This is a genomic window from Actinokineospora alba (genome assembly GCF_004362515.1).
In the GTDB taxonomy this organism is placed as follows: domain Bacteria; phylum Actinomycetota; class Actinomycetes; order Mycobacteriales; family Pseudonocardiaceae; genus Actinokineospora; species Actinokineospora alba.
The window spans coordinates 1,047,330-1,071,282 of the sequence record NZ_SNXU01000001.1 but is presented as its reverse complement, the minus strand read 5'-3'; the positions used below and the strand labels follow the sequence as shown (position 1 = coordinate 1,071,282).

Genomic DNA, 23,953 nt, shown 5'->3' with positions numbered 1-23,953 from the left:
ATGACTACCACTGAGAAGATCATCCCCCGTCTCAAGACGCGCTACCGCGAGGAAATCACGGTCGCTCTGCGGGACGAGTACAACTACGCCAACGTCATGCAGATCCCCGGCGTGGTCAAGGTCGTCGTCAACATGGGTGTCGGCGACGCCGCCCGCGACGGCAAGCTGATCGAGGGTGCGGTCCGCGACCTCGCCACGATCACCGGCCAGAAGCCCGAGGTCCGCAAGGCCCGCAAGTCCATCGCGCAGTTCAAGCTGCGTGAGGGCATGCCGATCGGCGCCCGGGTCACCCTGCGCGGCGACCGCATGTGGGAGTTCCTCGACCGCCTGCTGACGATCGCGCTGCCGCGTATCCGCGACTTCCGCGGCCTGTCGGGCAAGCAGTTCGACGGCAACGGCAACTACACGTTCGGCCTCAACGAGCAGTCGATGTTCCACGAGATCGATCCCGACTCGATCGACCGCCAGCGCGGCATGGACATCACCATCGTCACCACCGCGATCAACGACGAAGAGGGCCGGGCGCTGCTGAAGCACCTGGGCTTCCCGTTCAAGGAGAACTGAGCCGATGGCGAAGAAGGCTCTTGTCCACAAGGCTTCCAAGAAGCCGAAGTTCAAGGTGCGCGGCTACACCCGGTGTAACCGCTGCGGCCGTCCGCACTCGGTGTTCCGCAAGTTCGGCCTGTGCCGAATCTGCCTGCGCCAGATGGCCCACGCGGGCGAATTGCCCGGCGTCAGCAAGTCCAGCTGGTAGGACCGTCCGGTCCACAGTCCGCTGTGGACCGGGCTGCCTAGCCCGCTTTACCCCCAGTTCGCCGTAGGCCTGAAAGGGAACCACGGCGAGAAAGGTTGACAGGTCACCATGACGATGACCGACCCGATCGCAGACTTCTTGACCCGTCTGCGTAATGCCAACTCGGCATACCACGACGAGGTCGTGCTGCCGCACTCGAAGCTCAAGGCGCACATCGCCGAGATCCTTCAGCGTGAGGGCTACATCACCGGCTTCCGCGACGAAGACGGCGAGAAGGGCAAGAACCTCGTCGTCGAGCTGAAGTACGGCCCCAATCGCGAGCGCAGCATCGCCGGTCTGCGCCGGGTGTCGAAGCCCGGTCTCCGGGTGTACGCGAAGTCGACCAATCTGCCGAAGGTTCTCGGTGGCCTGGGCGTGGCGATCATCTCCACGTCCGGTGGCCTGCTGACCGACCGTCAGGCAAACAAGCAGGGCGTGGGCGGAGAAGTCCTCGCCTACGTCTGGTAAGGGAAGGGGGAGCAACGTATGTCTCGCATCGGAAGGCTTCCGATCCCCGTCCCGGCTGGGGTCGACATCAACATCGACGGTCAGAACGTCAGCGTGAAGGGCCCCAAGGGCACCCTGGCACTCACCGTCTCGGAGCCCATTGTCGTCGAGCGCGCCGAGGACGGCACGCTTGAGGTCAAGCGCCCCAACGACGAGCGGCAGAGCCGTGCGCTGCACGGTCTGACCCGTTCGCTTGTCAACAACCTGGTCGTCGGTGTCACCGAGGGCTACGAGAAGAAGCTTGAGATCCACGGCGTCGGTTACCGCGTCATGGCGAAGGGTTCGGACCTCGAGTTCGCGCTCGGCTTCAGCCACCCGGTGAAGGTCGTCGCCCCCGAGGGCATCACCTTCACCGTGGAGAGCCCCACCAAGTTCTCCGTCTCGGGTATCGACAAGCAGCGAGTCGGCGAAATCGCCGCCAACATCCGCAAGCTGCGCAAGCCCGACCCGTACAAGGGCAAGGGCGTCCGGTACTCCGGCGAGAAGATCCGCCGCAAGGTCGGAAAGACGGGTAAGTGATCATGAGCGAAGCGACTATCACGAAGCGCAAGCCGGTGGGCACCGATGTGTCCACCAAGCGCCGCGTCTCGAAGACCCGCAGGCACTTCCGGCTCCGCAAGAAGATCAGCGGTACGCCGGAGCGTCCTCGCCTGGTCGTTCACCGGTCGGCGCGGCACATCACCGTGCAGATCGTCGACGACCTCGCGGGCCGCACGCTCGCGTCGGCAACCTCCCTCGAGGCGGATGTCCGCGCGGTCGACGGCGACAAGAAGGCCCGTTCGGCCAAGGTCGGCGAGCTGGTTGCCGGTCGGGCCAAGGACGCCGGCATCTCCGCGGTCGTGTTCGACCGCGGCGGCAACAAGTACACCGGCCGTATCGCGGCGCTGGCCGACGCGGCCCGCGGCGCGGGGCTGGAGTTCTGATCATGCAGAGCAACAAGGGAAGGAACGCCTGATGCCGGGACGTACGCGGCAGTTCGGCGGCCAGGGCGGACCTGGCGGCCAGGGCGGCCAGGGCGGTGGCCAGGGCGGCGAGCGTGGCGAGCGTCGCGGTCGCGGCGACCGTCGCGATGGTGGCGGTCGTGGTCAGGCTCAGGAGAAGAGCCCGCACCTCGAGCGCGTTGTGGCGATCAACCGCGTCGCCAAGGTCGTGAAGGGTGGTCGTCGCTTCAGCTTCACCGCCCTGGTCGTGGTCGGTGACGGCGACGGCATGGTCGGTGTCGGCTACGGCAAGGCCAAGGAGGTGCCCGCCGCGATCGCGAAGGGTGTGGAGGAAGCCAAGAAGAACTTCTTCCGCGTCCCGCGTATCGGTGGCACCATCCCGCACCCCATCCAGGGCGAGAAGGCTGCCGGCGTGGTGCTCCTGCGCCCGGCCAGCGCCGGTACCGGTGTTATCGCCGGTGGCCCGGTTCGCGCCGTGCTGGAGTGCGCGGGCGTCCACGACGTGCTGTCGAAGTCGCTGGGTAGCGACAACGCCATCAACATCGTGCACGCCACCGTTGCGGCCCTCAAGGGTCTGCAGCGTCCGGAAGAGGTCGCGGCCCGTCGTGGCCTCCCCCTCGAGGACGTCGCTCCGGCAGGCATGCTCCGCGCCCGTGCGGCGGCCGCGGCCGCTGGGCAGGTGGGATGACATGGCACAGCTCAAGGTGACCCAGATCAAGAGCACCATCGGCACGAAGCGCAACCACCGTGAGTCCCTCCGGACTCTCGGCCTGCGCAAGATTCGTCAGTCGACGGTGCGCGAGGACACCCCTGAGGTGCGTGGCCTGATCCACTGTGTCCGCCACCTCGTAGTCGTTGAGGAGGTCGACGCCTGATGTCGATCAAAATCCACCACCTGCGTCCGGCCCCCGGCGCCAAGCGCGACAAGATCCGTGTCGGTCGCGGTGAAGGCTCCAAGGGCAAGACGGCTGGTCGCGGTACCAAGGGCACCAAGGCGCGCAAGAACGTCCCCGCGCGCTTCGAGGGTGGCCAGATGCCGATCCAGATGCGGCTCCCGAAGCTCAAGGGCTTCAAGAACCGCTTCCGGACCGAGTACCAGGTCGTCAACGTCGGAGACGTCGCTGTGGCGTTCCCCGATGGCGGCGCCGTCGGTATCCCGGACCTGGTGCAGGCCGGTCTCGTCCGCAAGAACTCGCTCGTGAAGATCCTCGGCAACGGGGACCTGAACGGCGTCAAGCTGGACATCACTGCTGACAAGTTCTCCAGCAGCGCTGTGGAGAAGCTCAACGCCGGTGGCGGTTCCGCCATCGCGCTGGTCTGATCCAGCCAGAAACACCCGACAAAGCCGGGCACGCACTCGCGTGCCCGGCTTTGTCGTGCCTGGATAAGAGTTGGCTCAGCGGCGGGTGAGGGACACACTCCTCGGTGTGATCGTTCGACTGACCCCGCTCGACGAAGCCCTGACCGAGGACCTCCTGACGGTCGCCGTGGCCTACGCCGAGCCCGATGACGTGATGCCGCCCGTCGAGGGCCCACCCGGTTGGACCGACGCCCGGCGAACCGCGTTCCGCGCCTTCCACCGCTCCCACGCCGACGGCGCCAAGGGCACGCTGATGTACGCGATCCAGCTGCGCGGGGAAACGGTCGGAATGATCCGCCTCCGGCGCCTGGAGGAACCTGGGACGGCCGAGACGGGCATGTGGCTCGGCAGGCACATGCGCAGCCAGGGAATCGGCGTGGACGCCCTGCGCATCCTGTTGGACATCGCCGCCGAGGCGGGCATCCAGAAGGTCCGGGCGGACACCACACCGGACAACACAGCGGCCATCAGGGCCCTCACTCGCTGCGGGGCCACCCTGACCACCACCCCGACCAAGGTGACCGCCGAAATCCCCACCCACCCCACGGCCTGACCCACTGCCGCGCCCGCTGGACGCGTGAGATGGGGTGGCGCGTGCGATGGGGCGAGTGGAATGCGGTGAGAGGCGGGGAGGGGCGAGGGAAGGCGAGTAAGAGCGTGCGGGGAGGGCGAGGGAAGGCGAGTAAGAGCGTGCGGAGAGGGCGAGGGAAGGCGAGCCAACCCGCCTAGGCAAGGCAATGGCTCCTGGTCCTAAACCAGCCCCCCACTCACCGCCACCCGAAGCAGGCCACCTCCAGACAGTTGGCTTCTTCGACGCAGAGCCGTTCGGCTTTATCTGGGGGGAGAAGGACCTAAACTCGCGTGGCGCGGGGCAGTTTCATCACCCTGCCCCTTTTCCCGCGCAGGTCCTTCTCCGGGGTCCCCAGATCAAGCCGAACGGCCCCCGGACTCGCACCCGACCACCCGCATCCCTCGGAACCCTCACGAAAGCCGGGGACGCAGCAGGAACCCGCGGCAAGCCCGAACAGTGAGATAGCCGAAATCCACGCGCGCCGCCGGCATCGCCCCTGGTAGGCATGGCCCTATGTGGCTGCTCGTCTTCCTCGGCGCCGCCTTCCTGGTCGCCATGACCCCGGGGGCGAACAACCTGCTCGGCATGCACCACGGCATGCGCTACGGCCCCGCGAGCGGTGTCACCGGCCTCTTCGGCAGGCTCACCGGCTTCGCCATCCTTATCGCCGCCGTGGCCGCGGGGCTGGGCAGCCTGCTCGCCGCCTCCGAGCACGCCCTCACGGTCATCAAATGGGTCGGCGTCGCGTACCTGGTCTGGATCGGCGCCCGGATCCTCTACACGAGCTTCCGCGCAGGCGCCTTCACCGCGGCCGACGACGTGACAACGGCACCGAGCCTCTTCGCGCTCGCGAGGAAAGAGTTCATCACGGCGGTCACCAACCCGAAGGCCGTCTTGATCTTCACCGCGTTCGTCCCGCAGTTCATCGACCCCGCTCGCGGCCAGGTCACGGCCCAGGTTCTCACCCTGGGCGCGGTCTACCTGGTGGCCGAGTTGGCGGCGGGAAGCATCTACGTCGGCATCGGCGCGATCGTCCGCGCGGTCCGCATGAGCAAGCGTGCCCAGCGCAACCTGGACCGGGGCACAGGTGTGATTCTGCTGGGAATGGCCGGGATGTTAGCTTCATCACCGCGTTAGGGCCATCCGTGTGGCAGGTTTGGCCACCCCATGGGTGATAGATGCCCCGGTAGTGCTGTTACAGTCGTCAGCACGCTTCGGGGTAGGTACCCCGAAGCGTTCCTGGCTTGCCAGCACCTGGCAGTCGGGACATGTTCCCTGCCGGCGACCAGCCGGTTAAGCCGTTCACCGGCACTGAGTTGCCGGTGACGCCGATGGAGGTTCCTGCGTGCTCAGCGCCTTCCGCTCGGCTCTCGCGACGCCGGACCTGCGCCGCAAGATCCTTTTCACGCTCGGCATCATTGCGATCTACCGCGTGGGCGCGGCCCTGCCGTCGCCCGGTGTGTCGTATCCGAACGTCAAGAAGTGCATCGAGGGCGTCCAGACCGAGGGCATCACCCAGCTGCTGAACCTGTTCAGCGGCGGCGCCCTACTCCAACTTTCGGTGTTCGCGCTGGGGATCATGCCCTACATCACCGCGAGCATCATCATCCAACTGCTCACCGTGGTCATTCCACGGTTCGAGCAGCTCAAGAAGGAAGGCCAGGCCGGTCAGGGCAAGCTGACGCAGTACACGCGCTACCTGACGATCGCCCTCGCCGTCCTGCAGGCGACCGGCATCGTGGCCATGGCCAACGGTGACCAGCTCTTCGGCAACTGCCCGGACGACGTCATCCCCAACGGCAGCACCTTCACCCTGATCGTCATCGTCACGACGATGACCGCGGGCACCGCGGTGATCATGTGGTTCGGCGAGCTCATCACCGAGCGCGGCATCGGCAACGGCATGTCCCTGCTGATGTTCGTCAACATCGCCGCCCGCATCCCGTTCGAGGGCAAGACCATCCTCGACAACCAGGGCGGCGTGACCTTCGCGGTCGTCTGCGTCTTCGCGCTGCTGATCATCGCCAGCGTCGTGTTCGTCGAGCAGGGCCAGCGCCGGATCCCGGTCCAGTACGCCAAGCGCATGATCGGGCGCCGCATGTACGGCGGCACCTCGACCTACCTGCCGCTCAAGGTGAACCAGGCGGGCGTCATCCCGGTCATCTTCGCCTCGTCGCTGCTCTACCTGCCGGACCTGATCACCAAGCTGGTCGGCACCGAGAGCGGCTCCTGGTGGAACCAGTTCGTCGCCAACCACCTGACGAAGCAGTCCAGCTGGGTGCACATCGCGGTGTACTTCGGCTTGATCATCTTCTTCACGTACTTCTACATCACGATCACGTTCAACGTCACCGAGCGTGCGGACGAGATGAAGAAGTTCGGCGGCTTCATTCCGGGCATCCGCCCGGGCCGCTCCACCTCCGACTACCTGAGCTTCGTGCTGAGCCGGATCACCCTGCCCGGTTCGCTCTACCTCGGCACCATCGCCGTTCTGCCGAACTTCTTCCTCGACATCACTGCCGAGGGGCAGAACCAGAACTTCCCGTTCGGCGGCACCGCGGTGCTGATCATGGTCGGCGTCGGTCTGGACACGGTGAAGCAGATCGAGAGCCAGCTCATGCAGCGAAACTACGAAGGGTTCCTCAAGTGACTCGTGTTGTTCTCGTTGGCCCGCCCGGAGCGGGAAAAGGCACCCAGGCGACCGCTTTGAGCCACAAGCTCGGCGTACCGCACATCTCCACCGGTGACCTCTTCCGGGCGCACATCGCGAACAACACCGAACTCGGCCAGGACGTCAAGCGGTACCTCGACTCGGGGCAGCTCGTGCCCGACGAGGTCACCAACGAGATGGTCCGCGAGCGGCTCGCCCAGCCGGATGCCGTCGACGGCTTCCTGTTGGACGGCTTCCCGCGCAATGTCGGTCAGGCCGCGGTGCTGGGAGAGATCCTCAGCGCCGCGGACACCAAGATCGACGCTGTGGTCGAGTTCCGGATCGACGAAGAGGTCGTGGTCGAGCGGCTGCTCGCCCGCGGCCGCGACGACGACAACGAGTCGGTCATCCGGCACCGCCAGCAGGTGTACCGCTCGGAGACCGCCCCGCTGCTCGACTACTACGCCGACGTGCTCATCACGATCGACGCGGTCGGCGACGTCGACCAGATCACCGGTCGCGTGCTGGACTCGATCCGCGCTCGGACGTGAGCGGCGGTGGCATGTTCGGCGGCCTCCGCATGGCGATCTCGACCTGGCGTTCCCGCATGATCGAGATCAAGTCCCCTGGCGAGCTCGACGCGATGCGCGCCGCGGGCCTGGTGGTGGCCAAGTCATTGGCCGCCGTCGCGGCCGCGGCGCGCGCTGGCGTCAGCACCGCCGAGCTCGACGAGATCGCCGAGCAGACCATCCGCGACGCCGGGGCCGTGCCGTCCTTCAAGGGCTACCACGGCTTCCCGGCGAGCATCTGCGCCTCGGTCAACGAGCAGATCGTCCACGGCATCCCCAGCAAGTCCCAGGTGCTCGCCGACGGCGACCTCATCTCCGTCGACTGCGGCGCCATCCTCGACGAGTGGCACGGCGACTCGGCCGTGACCCTGTTCGTCGGCAGCATCAGCGACGCCGACCAGGCGCTGTCCGACGCCACCAAGGCGTCCATGCTCGCGGGCATCGAAGCCATCCGCCCCGGCAACCGGCTCACCGACATCTCCCACGCCGTGGAGACCTCGGTCCACGCCTCGGAGCGCGCCGACGGCCGCACGTACGGCATCGTCCGCGAATATGGCGGCCACGGCATCGGCAGCTCCATGCACATGGACCCGTTCCTGCCGAACTACGGCAAGCCCGGCAAGGGCCCGCGCCTGCGCGTCGGCATGGCCATCGCCATCGAGCCGATGCTCACCCTCGGCGCCGAGGAGACGGTGGAGCTGGAGGACGGCTGGACCGTCGTCACCGCCGACGGCTCCCGCGCCGCCCACTGGGAACACACCGTCGCGGTGACCGACGACGGCCCCTGGGTCCTGACCGCCCCCGAATAACCCGTAACCCCTCGCCGCCTGGTCGCGACATACTTCGCGAAGGTCATTTCCGGCGGGAGTTGGGGGGACGATGCCTGGTGAGGATTCGCCGTCCTGGCGGTTGACCAGCGCGGAGAAGCGCAAGGGCGTGTTCGCGTCGCTGGAGATCGTCTCGGCGCTGGCAGGCCCGCTCGGTCCGCTGGCTTTGTGGGCGTTCGAGTACCTCTACGACCGGCGCGACCTGATCTTCACTCAGTCGGGTATGCCGGTGCAGGCGTTCACCGCCAGAGGCGCACCGCTGCGCCTCGGGTCGCTGGACGACCGGGGCTCGTCCCAGCTGGGATCGCTGTCGATCAACCCAGCGCTGACCCCGGCCGCCCGTGCCCTGGGTTTGCGCGCTGGCGACCCGGTCAGTGTCGTCGTCTCCGGACACCGGTTCGTCCAAGGGCGCAGCGGCTTGGTGATCCCGGCGCGGATAGGCAGCCCGCTGACTGTCGCCGTGCCCCGCGGGAGCTACTCGCTCAGCGCGTTCGGCGGCACCCGGAACTCGCTGTTCACCCTGGCCGATCCCTACACCGGCGTGTCGGGAACCACGGTCCAGGTCGGTCAGCACAGTTCGCTGGACCTGCCCCTGCGGTCCCGGATCACCGCGGTGTCCGCCAGTCCCGGGAAGCCCGACTACAGCACGTTCTTCGCCACCAAGCCGCAGGTCACGCGTCCCGCGGCCACGACTGACTTCAAGAAGCTCCTCGCTACCCGGCCGCAGCCCACCCGTCCTGCCACGACCAACTTCGGCAAGCTCGTCGCCAACCAGCAGGCTTCGATCGCGCGCCAGACCCCCCAGCCCTGCGTGTGGTGTCGCCAAGCGATTCCCGACGACCAGCGCTATCTCCACATCCTGGGCTGCCCGAGCCGCCCGGCCGCGCAGCAGCCCAGCAGGCCTGAGACACTGTGGGACCGGATCCTGAGGTTCATCGACGAGTTCTGACGACCCGATTTGGGCGCCAAGTGACCGGCGCGTACACTTGACCGCTGGCACTATTCGAGTGCCGGTTTCGCCGTGCGTGTCACTCAGTGGTGCAGGTCGTCGCCGTGTGTCATGCCCGTCGATGCAAAGTCAACACGTCACGAAACGCGGAGGACATGGGCAAGAAGGACGGGGCCATCGAGGTCGAAGGCCGCGTGGTCGAGCCACTCCCCAACGCGATGTTCCGCGTCGAGTTGGAGAACGGCCACAAGGTTCTCGCGCACATCAGCGGCAAGATGCGGCAGCACTACATCCGTATCTTGCCTGAGGACCGGGTCGTCGTAGAGCTTTCGCCCTACGACCTGTCCCGCGGCCGCATCGTCTACCGCTACAAGTGACTCCCCAGTCGCTCTGACTGGGATGCCACTATCGGTGCCCTCGGCTTCTCGGGGGCACGCGGCCGAAGCAGGAGAAAGCAGACGTGAAGGTCAACCCGAGCGTCAAGAAGATCTGCGACAAGTGCAAGGTGATCCGCCGTCACGGCCGGGTCATGGTGATCTGCGAGAACCTGCGCCACAAGCAGCGCCAGGGCTGAGCAGTTCCCCGTCGTAGTTCGGACGACGACAGCTACACAGACGAACTTCCCGCACCTGCCAGGTCAGACGGACCTGGTTCACGCCCGGACTTCAGGCCGGGTCTTGAGACCATCGAGTCGGTCTCAGGGCGGTAGGGGAGCAGACCTGAAGACGAATCAGAGGAGAAACCGCCGACATGGCACGACTCGCCGGCGTAGACCTCCCCCGCGAAAAGCGGATGGAGATCGCGCTGACCTACATCTTCGGTATCGGCCGGACCCGCTCCAAGGAGCTCCTGGTCGCCACCGAGATCAGCCCGGACCTGCGCGTCAAGGACTTGTCCGACGACGAGCTCGTCAAACTTCGTGAATACATCGAAGAGAACTTCAAGGTCGAGGGTGACCTGCGCCGTGAGGTTCAGGCCGACATCCGCCGGAAGATCGAAATCGGCTGCTACGAGGGCCTGCGGTGGCGCCGCGGTCTGCCCGTCCGCGGTCAGCGGACGAAGACCAACGCCCGTACCCGCAAGGGCCCGAAGAAGACGGTCGCCGGCAAGAAGAAGGCCGGAAAGAAGTGAGCAAGAGCTGCGAGACCGTGGTCGCCGTTGTTCCACAGAGGCGACGCAACAGGCCATTCGTGGCCCTCATGGTCGCGCCCAAGTGCGCCCGTCCGGCTGCACTGCGCGACCTCTACACGGACGCCGGAACTCGAATCCGGCACGCAGCTCCAGTCATCACCACCTCGCGAAGCAGCTAGGAGAAACCCAGAGACATGCCACCGAAGTCGCGTACCGGCGCCGGAGTCAAAAAGGTCCGGCGCAAGGAAAAGAAGAACATCACGCACGGCCACGCTCACATCAAGAGCACCTTCAACAACACCATCGTGTCCATCACGGACCCGACCGGTGCTGTCATCGCGTGGGCCTCGTCCGGCCACGTCGGTTTCAAGGGCTCTCGTAAGTCGACGCCGTTCGCCGCCCAGATGGCCGCCGAGAACGCGGCCCGCAAGGCCGCCGAGCACGGCGTCAAGAAGGTCGACGTGTTCGTCAAGGGCCCCGGCTCCGGCCGGGAGACCGCGATCCGCTCGCTGCAGGCGGCGGGCCTCGAGGTCGGCACCATTCAGGACGTGACCCCGCAGCCTCACAACGGCTGCCGCCCGCCCAAGCGGCGCCGGGTCTGAGGAACGGGGAGGAGTAAGAAGAGATGGCACGCTACACCGGCCCCGCGACCCGCATCTCGCGTCGGCTCAAGGTCGACCTTGTCGGCGGAGACCAGGCATTCGAGCGTCGTCCTTACCCGCCCGGCCAGCACGGCCGCGGTCGGATCAAGGAGAGCGAGTACCTGCTCCAGCTGCAGGAGAAGCAGAAGGCGCGCTACACCTACGGCGTCCTCGAGCGTCAGTTCCGCAAGTACTACGAAGAGGCGGTTCGCCGCGAGGGCAAGACCGGTGAGGTCCTGCTCCAGCTGCTCGAATCGCGTCTGGACAACGTGGTCTACCGTGCGGGCCTCGCCCGCACGCGCCGCCAGGCCCGCCAGCTCGTGAGCCACGCTCACTTCCTGGTGAACGGCAAGAAGGTGAACATCCCCAGCTACCAGGTGTCGAAGTTCGACATCATCGACGTCAAGCCGAAGTCGCTGGGCACCCTCCCGTTCGTGGCCGCCAAGGAGTCCTTCGGTGACCGCCCGATCCCGGGTTGGCTGCAGGTCGTGCAGTCCAACCTCCGGATCCTGGTGCACCAGCTCCCCGAGCGCGCGCAGATCGACGTTCCGGTGACCGAACAGCTCATCGTCGAGTACTACTCGAAGTAATCGTGACCGGGCCGGCGGCCAATGCCGCCGGCCCGTTATCCCATTTCAGTGACGTCAAATAGCGGGCGTCCTCGGGAAGGAAGAACCAAGAAGTGCTCATCTCACAGCGACCCACCCTGGCTGAGGAGCCGGTCAACGAGACCCGCTCCCGCTTCGTCATCGAGCCCCTCGAGCCCGGCTTCGGCTACACGCTCGGCAACTCGATCCGGCGCACGCTGCTCTCCTCGATCCCCGGCGCCTCGGTGACCAGCATCCGCATCGACGGTGTGCTGCACGAGTTCACCACGGTTCCGGGCGTCAAAGAGGACGTCACCGACGTCATCCTCAACCTCAAGGAGCTTGTCGTCTCCTCGGAGGAGGACGAGCCGGTGACGATGTACCTGCGCAAGCAGGGACCCGGTGAGGTCACCGCGGGGGACATCGTTCCTCCCGCCGGTGTCACGGTGCACAACCCCGACCTGCACATCGCCACGCTGAACGGCAAGGGCAAGCTGGAGATCGAGCTCGTTGTCGAGCGCGGTCGCGGCTACGTCCCGGCCGTGCAGAACAAGCAGGCAGGCGCCGAGATCGGCCGGATCCCGGTCGACTCGATCTACTCGCCGGTCCTCAAGGTGACGTACAAGGTCGAGGCCACCCGTGTCGAGCAGCGGACCGACTTCGACAAGCTCGTTCTCGACGTCGAGACCAAGCCGTCGATCACCCCGCGCGACGCCGTGGCGTCCGCGGGCAAGACGCTGGTCGAGCTGTTCGGTCTCGCCCGCGAGCTGAACATCGACGCCGAGGGCATCGAGATCGGCCCGTCGCCGCAGGAGGCCGACACCATCGCCGCCTACGCGATGCCGATCGAGGACCTCGACCTGACGGTGCGTTCCTACAACTGCCTCAAGCGCGAGGGCATCCACACCGTGGGTGAGCTTGTCTCGCGCAGCGAGGCGGACCTGCTGGACATCCGCAACTTCGGTGCGAAGTCGATCGACGAGGTCAAGATGAAGCTCGTCGGCCTCGGTCTCGCGCTCAAGGACAGCCCTCCCGGGTTCGACCCGACGGCTGCCGCGGCGGACTACGCCTCCGACGGCTGGTCGGAAGGCGCGGACACCGGCAACGACGACGGCCAGGACTACGCAGAGACGGAGCAGCTCTGATCCAGTCCATTCCGGACTGGCTGAGCAGCGGAATTCCACAAGGAGCAAGGAATGCCCACCCCAACCAAGGGCGCCCGTCTCGGCGGGGGCCCGGCCCACGAGCGGCTGATTCTGGCCAACCTGGCCACCGCGCTGTTCCAGCACGGCCGGATCAAGACCACTGAGGCCAAGGCTCGTCGGCTGCGTCCGTTCGCGGAGAAGCTGATCACCAAGGCCAAGCGCGGTGACCTGCACAACCGTCGCGAGATCATGAAGGTGATCCGCGACAAGGACGTCGTGCAGCGTCTCTGCGTCGAGATCGGCCCGTTCTTCAGCGACCGCGCGGGTGGCTACCTGCGCATCACGAAGACCATGCCGCGCAAGGGCGACAACGCCAGCATGGCGGTCATCGAGCTGATCAGCGAGAAGACGGTCACCGCGGAGGCCGAGGCCGCCCGCAAGACCAAGTTCGCCGAGAAGCCGAAGAAGGCCGACAAGGCAGCTGACGTCGAGGCGACTGAGGTGTCCGAGGAGACCAAGTCGTACGGCGAGGGCAGCCACCTGCCGCTCGAGGACGGTTCGCAGCCGGAGGGTTTCCCGATCAAGGGCAACGCCGACTCGATGCTGTACCACGTGCCGGACAGCGCCTTCTACGACCGCACGGTCGCCGAGGTGTGGTTCGCCACCGCCGAGGCCGCGGAGGCCGCTGGTTTCCAGCTGCCGCCGTCGCAGCGGGAAGAGGAGTCGGACGAGTCCGCCAAGGACGAGTCCTGACACCGCAGAACACCTCGGACGAGCCCGTCACCCCCGCTGGGGGCGGCGGGCTCGTCCGCATTCGCCTGGACATCGCCTACGACGGCACGGACTTCTCCGGCTGGGCCCGCCAGCCCGAGCGGCGCACGGTGTGTGGTGTCCTGGAGGACACGCTGTCGCTGGTGTTGCGCCACGACGTCCGCCTGACTGTCGCGGGACGCACGGACGCCGGGGTGCACGCGACCGGCCAGGTGGCGCACGCGGATCTGCCGACGGAAACGGACCCGGACGCCTTGGTCCTGAGGCTGGCCCGAGCCTTGCCCGCAGACGTGCGGGTCACCGCGATGCGGCGCGTCCCCGCGGAGTTCGACGCGCGGTTCGGCGCCCTGCGCAGGCACTACGTCTACCGAATCTGTGACACGGCCTGGTCCGCCGACCCTCTGCGCCGAGGCCACGTGGTCGCCTGGCCGCGCAAGCTGGACCTGGACGCCCTGAACGAGGCATCGCGCAAACTCCTGGGCGAACACAACTTCGTCGCCTTCTGCAAACGCCGCGAGGGCGCCACGACGATCCGTGAGTTGCAGCGGTTGGAATGGACGCGGGAATCCGACGGCCTGTTGGCGGCCTGGGTCTCCGCGGACGCCTTCTGCCACTCGATGGTCCGCAGCCTCGTCGGTGCCCTCCTCGCGGTCGGTGAGGGCCGCAAGGGCGCGGACTGGCCCGCCTCCATGCTCAGCGCCACCGAACGCCCCAGCGCGATCACCGTGGCCCCCGCACACGGCCTGGCCCTCATCGGCGTCGACTACCCCGCCGATGAGGACCTGGCCACGCGCGCGACGCTGACCCGCAACGTCCGCACCCTCTGACCTAGAGCGTCAGGCTCCAGCTGTTCAAGGTGCCGGTGTCCGCACGGTAGATGTCCTGCACCTTGAGCTTCCACACACCATTGCGGGCTTCCGACGAGACATTCACGGTGAACGTCTGCACCACGTTGTCCCCGGAATCATTCGACGATGCCTTGAGCCGGTAGCTGCTGCCATCCGGCGCCACCAGGTCGATGACCAGGTCGCCGCGGTACGGGTGGGTGATGTCCACGGCGACCTTGCTGGTCGACGACGCCGTTCCCGAGCAACCGGACACAGTGATCGGGCTGGTCACCGCCGCGCCGGCGTCCGGGATGGCGAGGTCGGCGGAATTGGTGACCGTCGCGCAGCCCGTGGGCGGCGGGGGCTCGGTGGTGCCGGACCCGATGTAGAGCAGCTTGTTCGGCGATCCCGTGCCGATCGCGGTGAGCACGCTCGGCGTGGTCGCCCCGACCAGGGCGTCGCGGACCTGCTGGTTCGTCGCCTGCGGGTTCGCGCTCAGGTACAGCGCCGCCGCGCCCGCGACCTGTGGGGCGGCCATCGAGGTGCCGCTGGTCGAGAACGAGCCGCTGGTCGTGCCCCACTTCGCCGACAGGATGTCCTGGCCGGGGGCGAACAGGTCCAGGCAGGTTCCCCAGTTCGAGTACTGCCACCGGGCGTCGTTGATGTTGGACGCGCCCACGGTGATGGCGGTGGCCAGGCTGGCGGGCGAGTTGCCGCAGGCGTCCTCGTTCGAGTTGCCCGCGGACACGACCGCGGTCACCCCGGAGTCGATCAGCCGCTGCACCGCGTCGTTCATCGCCTGCGACTTGCCGCCGCCCAGGCTCAGGTTCGCCACGGCGGGCTTGACCGCGTTCGCCGTCACCCAGTCGATCCCGGCGATGATGGCGGTGTTGGTGCTGCCCGAGTCGCAGCCGAACACCTTCACCCCGACCAGCTTCACGCCCTTGGCGAGGCCGTACTTGGTGCCGCCCACGGTTCCGGCGACGTGCGTGCCGTGGCCGTTGCAGTCGCTGGAGTCGTTGTCGTTGTCCACGGTGTCGCGGCCGTGCACCGCGCGGCCGCCGAAGTCCTCGTGGGTGATGGTGATGCCGGTGTCGAGCACGTACGCGGTCACGTTCGACGCGGTGGTCGAGTACGCGTACTTCTGGTCCAGCGGCAGGGCCCGCTGGTCGACCCGGTCCGTGCCCCACGATGGCGGGTTCAGCTGGTCGGTGGTCGTGCGCACAACCTGGTCGGCCTCGACGTAGGCGACCGCGGGGTCGGCGGCGAGCCGCCGGGCCTGCCGGTCGGTCATCGCCGCGGCGAACCCGTGCAGGGCCGCGGAGTAGGTGCGTTCGACCTTTCCGCCGTGCCGGGCGGTCAGTGCGGCGGCCGCGTCCGCGGAGGACTGGCGGGCGCCGTCGGACTTGAGGACGACGATGTACTGGGCTTCGGCGGACGGCTCCGCTTGCGCGGATAACCCCGCGGCCGTGGTGGCGATGGCCGCGCAGGCCGCCACCGCGCCCATCTTCACGAGAACGTTCATGAAAGCTCCCTCGCTGGCGCGCCTGCTTTGCAGGGGACAGGCGTCGACCGCGGACGCTAGAGCCGCGCTGAGCGAGGGGTAACCGACGATCATCCTGGGCCATTCGGGCACACCGGCGTGACCTGGACGGATGGCGTCGAGCTGGGAAAGGGTAAAAACCGGGCGCGGCTGATTGCCGCGCCCGGCGTGTGAAACGGGCCTTGCCGGACTCAGGCCCCCGGTCGGCCCCCAGCAGGGAGGAGCCGACCGGAGCTCAGGGCCTACAGGTCGAGCGTCCAGCTGTTGATGTAGCCGGTGTCGTAGGTGTAGGCGTCCCGGACCTGCAGCTTCCAGGTGCCGTTGGCCACCTCCGACGACAGGTTGGCGGTGTAGGTGGTGATCACGTTGTCGGCCGAGTCGCTCGAGCTCGAGTTCTTCAGCCGGTACGCGGTGCCATCCGGGGCGACGACGTCGATGACCAGGTCACCGCGCCAGGTGTGGCGGATGTCCACCGCGATGGTGGCGGCCGTCGACGGGGTGCTGCTGCAGCCCGAGATGGTGATCGAGCTGCTCACGGTGGTGTTGTCCGGGATGTTGACGTCGGTGCCGTTGGTGACCGCCGCGCAGCCGGTGGGCGGCGGGGGCTCGGTGCCGCCGGTGCCGGTGAAGAGCAGCTTGTTCGCCGATCCGGTGCCCGGGTTGGTGATCTTGCCCGCGGTGGCCGCGTTCACGATGGCGCTGTGCACGGTGGCCGGGCTCGCCGACGGGTTGGCCGCCAGGTACAGCGCGATGGCGCCCGCGACGTGCGGGGAGGCCATCGAGGTGCCGCTGATCGTGTTGGTGGCCGCGCTGCCGCCGATCCACGCCGACTTGATGCTCACGCCGGGCGCGAACAGGTCGGTGCAGGTGCCGTAGTTGGAGAACGACGCGCGCGCGTCGGCGCTGTCGCTCGCGTTGACCGACAGGGCCTCCGCGACCCGGGCGGGCGAGTAGTTGCACGCGTTGGCGTTGGAGTTGCCCGACGCGACCGCGTAGCTGACGCCCGCGGCGACGGAGCGGCGCACCGCGTCGTCGAGGGTGGTGGACGCGCCGCCGCCGAGGCTCATGTTCGCGACAGCGGGCTTGACGTGGTTGGCCGTCACCCAGTCGATGCCCGCGATGACACCGGCGTTGGTGCCGGAGCCCTGGCAGTTCAGCACCCGCACGGCGATCAGCTTGACGCCCTTGGCGAGGCCGTACGCGCCGCCGCCGACGGTGCCCGCCACGTGCGTGCCGTGGCCCTGGCAGTCGGTGGCGTCGGCGTCGTGGTCGACCGTGTCGCGGCCGCTGACCGCGCGCCCGCCGAAGTCGGAGTGGGTGAGGTTGATGCCGGTGTCGATGATGTACGCGTTCACGTTCGACGCGGTCGTCGAGTACGAGTACTTCTGGTTCAGCGGCAGGGACTGCTGGTCGACTCGGTCCAGGCCCCACGACGGCGGGTTGAGCTGGTCAACCGACATGCTCATGGTCTGGTCGGCCTCGACATAGGCGACCTGGGGGTCGGCCGCGACTCGCTTGGCCTGCTGCTCGGTCATCGTCGCCGCGTAGCCGGTCACCGTGGCGGAGTACCGGTGGTTGACCTTGCCGCCGTACCTGGCGGCGAGGCTGTCGGCGCTGGCGCCTTGAGCTTGGGCGCCATCCTTTAACACGACGATGTAGCTGTCTTTGACCACGTTTGCCGCGTCGGCGCCCAGGATCTGGGCCTCGGCCGCCGTCGCGGGGGTCGCCAGCGTGATCACGGACGCCACACAGGCGGCGGTCGTGATGCCCGCGGCGGCGAACCGCCGCAGCGCTTTGGCGCGAGACATACCCATTGCACGTTCTCCTTTGGCCAGGGGCACGCCAACCTGCCTCACAACAGGTCGGGTGCTGCTCGAGAGGGTGCTGAAGGTGTTCGCGCGAACGCGGATAACATTGAGACAGCGACACTTGGGCGCGCAAGAGAATTACCGTGTTTAAGAAGTCCTCTTTTCGCCAGTTGACCGTTCTTGGTAACGAGTTGGACCGTTCGGTGGATTTACCGCCGCCGAACAGTCCTGGTCAAAGCTACAGTTTGGCCGGACGTTGTCCGTTTGGTCCGGTTTGCCCCGCCGGACGCGCCGGTGTCCATTCAGTGCCAGAATTCATTCACAGGACCGTTTCGGCCATTCTTTGGAAATTGCCCGACGTATTGTTCGGGGAATCGCGGAAAAGCGACTTGGCGGCTGAACCCGTTGGTAGCAAGGCAGACCACGTCCGGGATGTGTCGTCGGGCAGGTGTTCGCCATCCGGCTTGAGGTACTTATGAGTAGATATCGCGTTTGGTCAGTCGATGGGCCGTTCGGATGCGCTGATTACACCGATTCGCGGCGATCCAAGACCTCCGAACGGTCCAGTATCGCCGGAACGGTCGAGCGCCCAAACCGGACAACGGTCACCCACATGGCTCCGCCCCGGCACCACATGGGTGCCGGGGCGGAGATCGAGCCGGATCGAGCCTGGTCAGTCGCCTCGGCGGACCGGACCCAGGATCTGCTGTTCCTTCGCCGTGGTGACCAGCCGCAGCGGCCGCCACAGGTTGCGGCCAAGAGCGACGACCTGGTCGTCGGCCAGCGTGGTGAGCTGCTGGACCATCGGCGGCGGCAGCCGCCAGATCCGGGCCGCGAGCTGCGCCTGGCCCACGGGGAGCCGCTGCAGGAGCACGAGGTCGGCAGCGTTGGCCGTTGCCCCGGCCTGCGGGTGCATATAGGGCAGCACGTACACCGTGGTCTGCCACGGTGAGCGCGGCGGGAAGAGCTCCTGCGGCGTCGGGCCGCCGTCGTGCACGACGAGCAGCGGACCGTCCTCGGACGGCCGCGGCAGCTCGACCGGGCTGAGCCTGCGGATCTGCACCAGCGGAGCGGGGCGTCCGTCGGGACCGTTGCCCGCCGCCTTCTGCAGCACCTGCCACGCGCCAGGACGACCGGTGGCCACGACCACCCACGCGCCGACCGCCATCGCCCGCAGCGCCACCTGGCGAGCCAGGTAGAGCCCGCCGACGAGCACGATCCTCGTCGGCGCGGGGCGCAGCGCCGAGATGGTCAGCGGCTCGCCCTGCAGGCCGGAGCCCAGGACCATGCCGCCGCGGTCGCCGGACGGGCTGACCGCGTCGAGCATCTCGGGCGAGACCATGAACTCCGGCGCGATCCCGCCGTTGCCGCCCTGGGTGTCGAGAAGCCTGCTGGAACCACTCACGCTTGTCCTCCCAACGGGAGCGTCGCCGCGAGCCCGGCGACCTGGAGCCCGCGCAGCGGGGTCAGGGTGATGCCGAGCCGGTCGGAGATCGCCGAGAGCCGGTCGTCGGCGTCGCTGAGCTCGTCGGGGTTGCGGGCGCTGACCCGGACCAGGCCGCGCAGGCCCACCTTGCCCTCGTCGCTGCCGGGCGAGATCGACATCGCGACCGTCGCCGACATCGCGCGCACACCGGTGAGCGAGTTCAGGCTCGTCGCCAGCTTGCCCTGCGGCCAGCCGGTGATCGCGTAGCTGGCGTGGCCGATGCCCGCCGCCGTGACCCCGGTCCACCGCTCGCGCAGCGACACCCGGGTGTTGGAGCCCGCCACCGAGGTGAGCTCGGCGGCGGAGATGCCTGCCTTGAGCAGCTCGTCCGGATCCAGCGGCCGCGTCGGGACGCCGCGCGACTCGAGTGCGTTGCGCACCCGGGACAGCGCGCCGATGAGCGCGCGGTGGGCGCCGACGACGCCGCCGCCACGTTCGCGGACCGCGGCCGGGCAGCGGCGCGGGTCGAGCCGGACCGCGACCCAGGTGGTGCGCCGGGCCGCCGCGGGCAGCGGGCCGAGCACCTCCAGGTAGGACGCCAGCGCGGGCGAACTCGGTGGCAGCGCGACACTTCCGGGGTAGCAGTGCCAGATGACCTGGATGGCGTCGAGTACCACGCCGCGGTCTTCCAGGCAGGGCGCCAGCGCGCCCAGCGGCAGGCTCGGGGTGGACCCGACCTGGCTGACCAGCGCGGGCGCCGGGTCGACCAGCAGGACCGCGGTCCACGTGCCCTCGTGCCAGGCCAGGCCCAGCGGACGCTGCTCGTGGTCGACCGCGTGCGCCACGACCAGGTCGGGCACCGCCAGCCGCAGCAGGTTGACCCGCGGGTCGTCCGGGCCGGTCACCGCGGCTTCGTCCTGCGCCGCGACGGCCTCCATGGTCACCGGGCTCGGTGGCCTGGTGACGCGAGCGTGTGAACGCACTGAATAGCGGGCGGTCAGGCCGATCCACTGGGTGAACCAGCGGCCGCGCCAGCGCAGGAACGCGAGAACCAGCGCGGCGACGACGATGCCGATCGACACGTAGAGGAGTTTGAGGTCGATGGCGAGCAGCACCAGCCCGAGTGCCAGGCCGACTTCGAGCACGACAAGGTTCGACACCGGCAGGCTGCCGAGGCTCGACCCGCGGTGGCGCCTGCGCGCCGACACGCGGACCCGCGGTCCGGCGGGCGGCTGCGCGGCGGCGGCCGGGCCGGGACCCACGGGCGGAGGCCCACCGGGACCGCCAGGCCCGCCGGGTCCCCCAGGACCCCCTGGTCCGGGAGGTCCGCCGGGTCCACCGGGACCGCCTGGTCTGCCGGGTCCGCCTGGGCCGGGAGGTCGACCCGGGCCACCGGGAGGTGGCGTCCGGCCCTGTCGCGGAGGAGTGGTCACGGACATCCGCTAGATCTCTTCCCCTCGGTTGGTGGAGAACCCCACATACGGCGACGGCCGTACGGCTATCCTCCGGAACCGTACCGCGACGGGGAGAGCAGCAGGCCGAGAATGCCATCAACACCGACTACCAAGTCTCAGGTTCAGGCATACCGCTTCGTACTGCGCAGGATGCAGTCGGCGTTGGTCCGCAAGGACGCGGTGATGCTCCACGACCCGATGCGCACACATTCCAGAGCCACGATCGTGGGTGTGTGCATCGCCGCCATCGGGATGATCGGCGTGCTGATCTTCGGGCTGCTCAAGCCCGCGCCGAAGGCGCCCAACCAGGACGGCATCGTCATCGCCCAGCCTTCGGGGGCGATCTATGTGCTGTTGACGAACACCGATCGGGGCAAGGTGCTTGTCCCGACGTTCAACCTCGCCTCCGCGAGGCTGCTGCTGCTGGCTCGCGGCAGCAACGGCGGTGAGCAGGAGCAGCCCGGCAGCCAGACCGACGACGGTGGCGGCGGCGCCGCGGGCGGACCGGCCAAGGTCGAGGTCGTTCCCGACTCGAAGCTCGTCGACATCACGCGTGAGCGGCTGACCGGCATTCCGGACGGACCGCAGATGCTGCCCGGCGACGACCAGCGGATCAACAGCGACTGGGCGGTGTGCGACGAGTACCAGCTCGACCGCAGCCTGAACAAGCCCGCGAGCGAGAACAAGATCGAGACCACGGTCGCGGCGGGCCACACCGACTTCGGACCGGAACTCGCGGTCAACGAGGCGCTGCTGGTCCAGGCCGAGAACAAGAAGGTCTACCTCGTCTATCGCACGCCCGAGACGGCGGTCAAGAAGAACGCCAACACGGTGCGCGCCGAGGTCGACATGGGCGACAACCGGGTGACGACCGCGCTGAACCTGCGGACCGAGAACATCCGGCAGATCACCACTGGACTGCTCAACGCGATCCCGGAGGCGCCCCGGCTCGCGTCGCCGGAGATCCCGGGCCACGGCACCGTGGGCCAGGTCGACATCGAGGGCCTGCCGGTGGGCTCGATCGTGTCCATCCAGCGTGCGGGCGCCGCGGCGGTCGAGAACGACTACTACGTGATCCTGCGCGACGGTGTGCAGAAGATCAAGAAGACCACGGCCGACCTCATCCGGTTCAAGTCGACCGCGGGCGGCGACAAGATCACGGAGGTGCGCCCGGACCAGATCCCCGGCGCGTCGCCGTCGAACGAGATCGACGAGAGCACCTTCCCTAAGGTCGTGCCGGAAGCACTCGATCCGGTGAACTTCCCGGTCGCCTGCCTGCGCTGGAACGTGGTGGGCGAAGGCCCGGACGCCGACGAGCACACGCAGGTCCACGTGGGCACGCAGCTGCCGCTGCCGCGCACCCCGCGCGGCGAGCCCGCCACGGTGCCGATCAGCACCCCGAGCGCCGACGGTCAGCGCCTCGACCACTTCTACATGCCGCCGGGCCGGGCCGCGGTCGTGCGCGGTGCGACGTCCAAAGTGGACTTCGCGACCGGGCCGATCTACCTGGTGTCCGACCGGGGCGTGAAGTTCGGCGTGCCGGACGCGAAGACCGCGACGGCACTCGGCCTGGCGAACCAGCGCCCGGCGCCGGACGCGATCATGCGCCTGCTGCCCAACGGCGCGTCGCTCAACACCCGCGACGTCAGGCAGACCTTCGACTCCGTGGCCGTGCAACCGGGGCAGTTCCCGTCCGCGACCCCTAAAGCTCCAGGCGGCTGAGCACTTCGGGAACCGGCTCGCGCGCATTACCGTCAGAACGTGACAAGGGCGTGCGAGGAGGTCGGTAGTCGATGACTGCCATCAAGGTCGATCCCGACTGGGTCAGTGGTTACGCGAAGAAGGTCGCCGAGAACGCGGAAGCGCTCGGCGCGGGAGCCGACGTGCTCAACACCGCGCCGCTGACCGCGGAGGCCTTCGGGTCGCTGGGCCGGACGGTGCGCATCGCCGAGTCGTACGGTCGCGCCGCGGAGGTGCTGCGCGGTCAGCTCACGCGGGCCGTGGAGGCGTTGGAGTCCGCGGCGGACAGCCTCGGCCAGGTCGCCGAGCGGTACGCCGTCTCCGAGGGCGACAGCGTGCGCGAGATCAACCGCAGCGGCCAGGCGTAAGGGGCTCCGATGGACAAGCGCAGCGCGGCCGAACGACCGGAGCGGGTCGTCGCGGAACGAGTCGACCAGGACGGGTTCGCCGACGGGCGGCCGGTCGCCGACCGGCTGGTGGCGGAGCGGTCCGGCGTCGAGCGGTTCGGCACGGAGCGGCCGGTGGTCGAGCGGTTCGACCAGGACCGGCCCGGCAGGCCGGTGGTCGAGTCGGACCACTTCGCGGCCCCGGCCGGTCCCGAGCGCGGCGGCCCGAACGGCGCCGACGTCGAGGCCGACGTCAGCGGCTACCTCGACTACCTGAGCAGGCTCTGCGGCGAACTCGGCGTGCCCGACCCGGTCGAGGAGTACTTCGCCCCGGTCGTCGGCCGCTGGAGCGACATGCACGACGAGGCGGTGCGCTGGCGCACGGTCGGCCTCCGGGCGGACAAGGTCGCCGACAACCTCACCAAACCCCTGGGCGGGCTCGACGCCGCCTGGGAGGGCGCCGACGCGGACTCCTTCATTGACTACATGAACGGCATCGGCCTCGCGGGCCACGACATGTCCGACGCGATGGTCGCGATGTCCGAGGTGCTCGACGACACGGCCGACGCCCTGCGCGAGATCGTCACGGACATGGCGGGCCTGCTCGCCGACGCGGCCGACACGGCGTCGTCGGCCATGGCGATGCCGCTGCAGGGCGAGGACCGGACCCGGCTCTACCTCGACCACATGAAGCGGCCCACCAAGGAGCTCTTCGAGTCGGTTCGCCAGGTCCTTGAGGCGCTGGTGCGGCTGTGCGAGGGGATCGACGGCTCCGAGGTCTTCGACAAGATCACCATGGCGCACCCGATGCCCGTCGACAACTGGGCGTTCAGCCAGGAACTGCCTGCCATCCCGGCGAAGGTCGGCGCGGCCGAGGAACCCGCCCCCGAGCAGGTGGATGCGATCAAGGGCGGCGGCGGTTCCGGCGGCGGCGGCGGTGGTGGTGGCGCTGCGATCAGCGGCGGTGGCGGCGGCGGTGGCGCCGCGAATCCCCCCACTCCACAGCCAGGCGGCCATGTCATGGCGGGAGAGGCCCTTCCCGCCCCCGCGACAGGCATGCCGCCCGCCGCGGCGGCGAACGCGGCCGGCGGCGGTGACGGCCGAACGGGCGGCGGCATGATGGGCGGCATGCCGATGATGGGCGGAATGGGCGGCGGCCAGCAGGGCGGCGACTCCGAACACAAGACCCGCAACCGCGTGATGGCCGACCCGGTCGACATCTTCGGCAAGCCCACCAAGACTTCCCCGTCGGTAATCGGCGAGGATTAAAGATCTGAACCCACGCGGCCCCGCTGTCGGAAGACGACGGCGGGGCCGCGTGCAGGTG

At 68.4% G+C, this 23,953-nt stretch carries 29 protein-coding genes; 25 read left to right on the top strand and 4 right to left on the bottom strand.

Annotation, left to right across the window (positions count from 1 at the left end; translation table 11 throughout):
* The 22 genes from rplE (at position 1) to truA (ending at position 14,269) form a co-directional block, all read left to right on the top strand.
* Positions 1–564: a 50S ribosomal protein L5 gene (rplE, locus tag C8E96_RS04995; protein WP_091382640.1), complete on the top strand. Its 564-nt coding sequence runs from the start codon at positions 1–3 to the stop codon at positions 562–564.
* Between the two features lie 4 nt (positions 565–568).
* Entirely contained in the window at positions 569–754 is a 186-nt protein-coding gene (locus C8E96_RS04990; RefSeq protein WP_091382637.1) for a type Z 30S ribosomal protein S14, read from the top strand.
* 108 nt (positions 755–862) lie between these two features.
* Positions 863–1,261 (top strand): 30S ribosomal protein S8, encoded by a 399-nt coding sequence (rpsH, locus tag C8E96_RS04985; RefSeq protein ID WP_091382634.1) that lies wholly within the window; start codon positions 863–865, stop codon positions 1,259–1,261.
* A gap of 18 nt (positions 1,262–1,279) precedes the next feature.
* Positions 1,280–1,819, top strand: a complete 540-nt coding sequence (gene rplF, locus C8E96_RS04980) for a 50S ribosomal protein L6 (protein WP_091382632.1) — start codon at positions 1,280–1,282, stop codon at positions 1,817–1,819.
* A 2-nt stretch (positions 1,820–1,821) separates the two neighbouring features.
* Entirely contained in the window at positions 1,822–2,223 is a 402-nt protein-coding gene (gene rplR / locus C8E96_RS04975) for a 50S ribosomal protein L18 (RefSeq protein ID WP_166657874.1), read from the top strand.
* A 31-nt stretch (positions 2,224–2,254) separates the two neighbouring features.
* Complete coding sequence (gene rpsE / locus C8E96_RS04970) at positions 2,255–2,929, top strand: 30S ribosomal protein S5 (protein ID WP_091382628.1); 675 nt, start codon at positions 2,255–2,257, stop codon at positions 2,927–2,929.
* Between the two features lies 1 nt (position 2,930).
* Positions 2,931–3,116 (top strand): 50S ribosomal protein L30, encoded by a 186-nt coding sequence (rpmD, locus tag C8E96_RS04965; protein WP_091382626.1) that lies wholly within the window; start codon positions 2,931–2,933, stop codon positions 3,114–3,116.
* Positions 3,113–3,562 (top strand): 50S ribosomal protein L15, encoded by a 450-nt coding sequence (rplO, locus tag C8E96_RS04960; protein ID WP_091382624.1) that lies wholly within the window; start codon positions 3,113–3,115, stop codon positions 3,560–3,562. The genes rpmD and rplO overlap by 4 nt, the downstream gene beginning before the upstream one ends.
* A 106-nt stretch (positions 3,563–3,668) precedes the next feature.
* On the top strand, positions 3,669–4,154 hold the full coding sequence (locus C8E96_RS04955) for a GNAT family N-acetyltransferase (protein ID WP_166657873.1): 486 nt from the start codon (positions 3,669–3,671) through the stop codon (positions 4,152–4,154).
* Between the two features lie 531 nt (positions 4,155–4,685).
* On the top strand, positions 4,686–5,309 hold the full coding sequence (locus C8E96_RS04950; protein WP_091382620.1) for a LysE family translocator: 624 nt from the start codon (positions 4,686–4,688) through the stop codon (positions 5,307–5,309).
* 208 nt (positions 5,310–5,517) lie between these two features.
* Positions 5,518–6,822, top strand: coding sequence for a preprotein translocase subunit SecY (gene secY / locus C8E96_RS04945; protein ID WP_091382617.1), 1,305 nt, complete (start codon positions 5,518–5,520; stop codon positions 6,820–6,822).
* Positions 6,819–7,373, top strand: a complete 555-nt coding sequence (locus C8E96_RS04940) for an adenylate kinase (RefSeq protein WP_091382615.1) — start codon at positions 6,819–6,821, stop codon at positions 7,371–7,373. Before secY ends, C8E96_RS04940 begins: the two co-directional genes overlap by 4 nt.
* Positions 7,374–7,429: 56 nt before the next feature.
* Complete coding sequence (gene map, locus C8E96_RS04935) at positions 7,430–8,200, top strand: type I methionyl aminopeptidase (protein WP_091382925.1); 771 nt, start codon at positions 7,430–7,432, stop codon at positions 8,198–8,200.
* 70 nt (positions 8,201–8,270) lie between these two features.
* Positions 8,271–9,167, top strand: coding sequence for a hypothetical protein (locus tag C8E96_RS04930; protein ID WP_133794181.1), 897 nt, complete (start codon positions 8,271–8,273; stop codon positions 9,165–9,167).
* Between the two features lie 155 nt (positions 9,168–9,322).
* Entirely contained in the window at positions 9,323–9,544 is a 222-nt protein-coding gene (gene infA / locus C8E96_RS04925; RefSeq protein WP_005166804.1) for a translation initiation factor IF-1, read from the top strand.
* An 83-nt stretch (positions 9,545–9,627) separates the two neighbouring features.
* A complete protein-coding gene (gene rpmJ / locus C8E96_RS04920; protein WP_018682809.1) occupies positions 9,628–9,741 on the top strand; it encodes a 50S ribosomal protein L36 in 114 nt (37 codons plus the stop codon).
* Between the two features lie 176 nt (positions 9,742–9,917).
* On the top strand, positions 9,918–10,298 hold the full coding sequence (rpsM, locus tag C8E96_RS04915) for a 30S ribosomal protein S13 (protein ID WP_091382611.1): 381 nt from the start codon (positions 9,918–9,920) through the stop codon (positions 10,296–10,298).
* Positions 10,299–10,492: 194 nt separating this feature from the next.
* Positions 10,493–10,900: a 30S ribosomal protein S11 gene (gene rpsK, locus C8E96_RS04910; RefSeq protein ID WP_054052188.1), complete on the top strand. Its 408-nt coding sequence runs from the start codon at positions 10,493–10,495 to the stop codon at positions 10,898–10,900.
* A gap of 23 nt (positions 10,901–10,923) precedes the next feature.
* Positions 10,924–11,529: a 30S ribosomal protein S4 gene (rpsD, locus tag C8E96_RS04905; protein ID WP_091382609.1), complete on the top strand. Its 606-nt coding sequence runs from the start codon at positions 10,924–10,926 to the stop codon at positions 11,527–11,529.
* A gap of 92 nt (positions 11,530–11,621) precedes the next feature.
* Positions 11,622–12,671, top strand: coding sequence for a DNA-directed RNA polymerase subunit alpha (locus tag C8E96_RS04900; protein WP_091382607.1), 1,050 nt, complete (start codon positions 11,622–11,624; stop codon positions 12,669–12,671).
* Positions 12,672–12,722: 51 nt separating this feature from the next.
* Entirely contained in the window at positions 12,723–13,424 is a 702-nt protein-coding gene (gene rplQ / locus C8E96_RS04895; RefSeq protein WP_091382605.1) for a 50S ribosomal protein L17, sunset domain variant, read from the top strand.
* Between the two features lie 59 nt (positions 13,425–13,483).
* Complete coding sequence (gene truA, locus C8E96_RS04890) at positions 13,484–14,269, top strand: tRNA pseudouridine(38-40) synthase TruA (RefSeq protein ID WP_228770227.1); 786 nt, start codon at positions 13,484–13,486, stop codon at positions 14,267–14,269.
* Position 14,270: 1 nt separating this feature from the next.
* On the opposite strand, the gene C8E96_RS04885 is transcribed toward truA, so the two are convergent.
* The 4 genes from C8E96_RS04885 to eccE form a co-directional block, all read right to left on the bottom strand.
* Entirely contained in the window at positions 14,271–15,794 is a 1,524-nt protein-coding gene (locus C8E96_RS04885) for a S8 family peptidase (protein ID WP_228770217.1), read from the bottom strand.
* 260 nt (positions 15,795–16,054) lie between these two features.
* Positions 16,055–17,626 carry a S8 family peptidase gene (locus C8E96_RS04880; RefSeq protein WP_091382602.1) on the bottom strand — a complete coding sequence of 524 codons (1,572 nt, stop codon included), beginning with the start codon at positions 17,624–17,626 and terminating at the stop codon, positions 16,055–16,057.
* Between the two features lie 667 nt (positions 17,627–18,293).
* Positions 18,294–18,962, bottom strand: coding sequence for a hypothetical protein (locus C8E96_RS04875; protein WP_091382921.1), 669 nt, complete (start codon positions 18,960–18,962; stop codon positions 18,294–18,296).
* 59 nt (positions 18,963–19,021) lie between these two features.
* On the bottom strand, positions 19,022–20,206 hold the full coding sequence (gene eccE, locus C8E96_RS04870; RefSeq protein WP_091382919.1) for a type VII secretion protein EccE: 1,185 nt from the start codon (positions 20,204–20,206) through the stop codon (positions 19,022–19,024).
* A gap of 384 nt (positions 20,207–20,590) precedes the next feature.
* Here eccE and eccB point away from each other — a divergent pair, with 384 nt between their 5' ends.
* The 3 genes from eccB (at position 20,591) to C8E96_RS04850 (ending at position 23,895) form a co-directional block, all read left to right on the top strand.
* Positions 20,591–22,222, top strand: coding sequence for a type VII secretion protein EccB (gene eccB, locus C8E96_RS04860; protein WP_091382601.1), 1,632 nt, complete (start codon positions 20,591–20,593; stop codon positions 22,220–22,222).
* 71 nt (positions 22,223–22,293) lie between these two features.
* Positions 22,294–22,608 (top strand): hypothetical protein, encoded by a 315-nt coding sequence (locus C8E96_RS04855; protein ID WP_091382598.1) that lies wholly within the window; start codon positions 22,294–22,296, stop codon positions 22,606–22,608.
* Positions 22,609–22,617: 9 nt separating this feature from the next.
* Complete coding sequence (locus tag C8E96_RS04850; RefSeq protein ID WP_133794177.1) at positions 22,618–23,895, top strand: WXG100 family type VII secretion target; 1,278 nt, start codon at positions 22,618–22,620, stop codon at positions 23,893–23,895.
* The last annotated feature ends 58 nt before the right edge of the window (positions 23,896–23,953 follow it).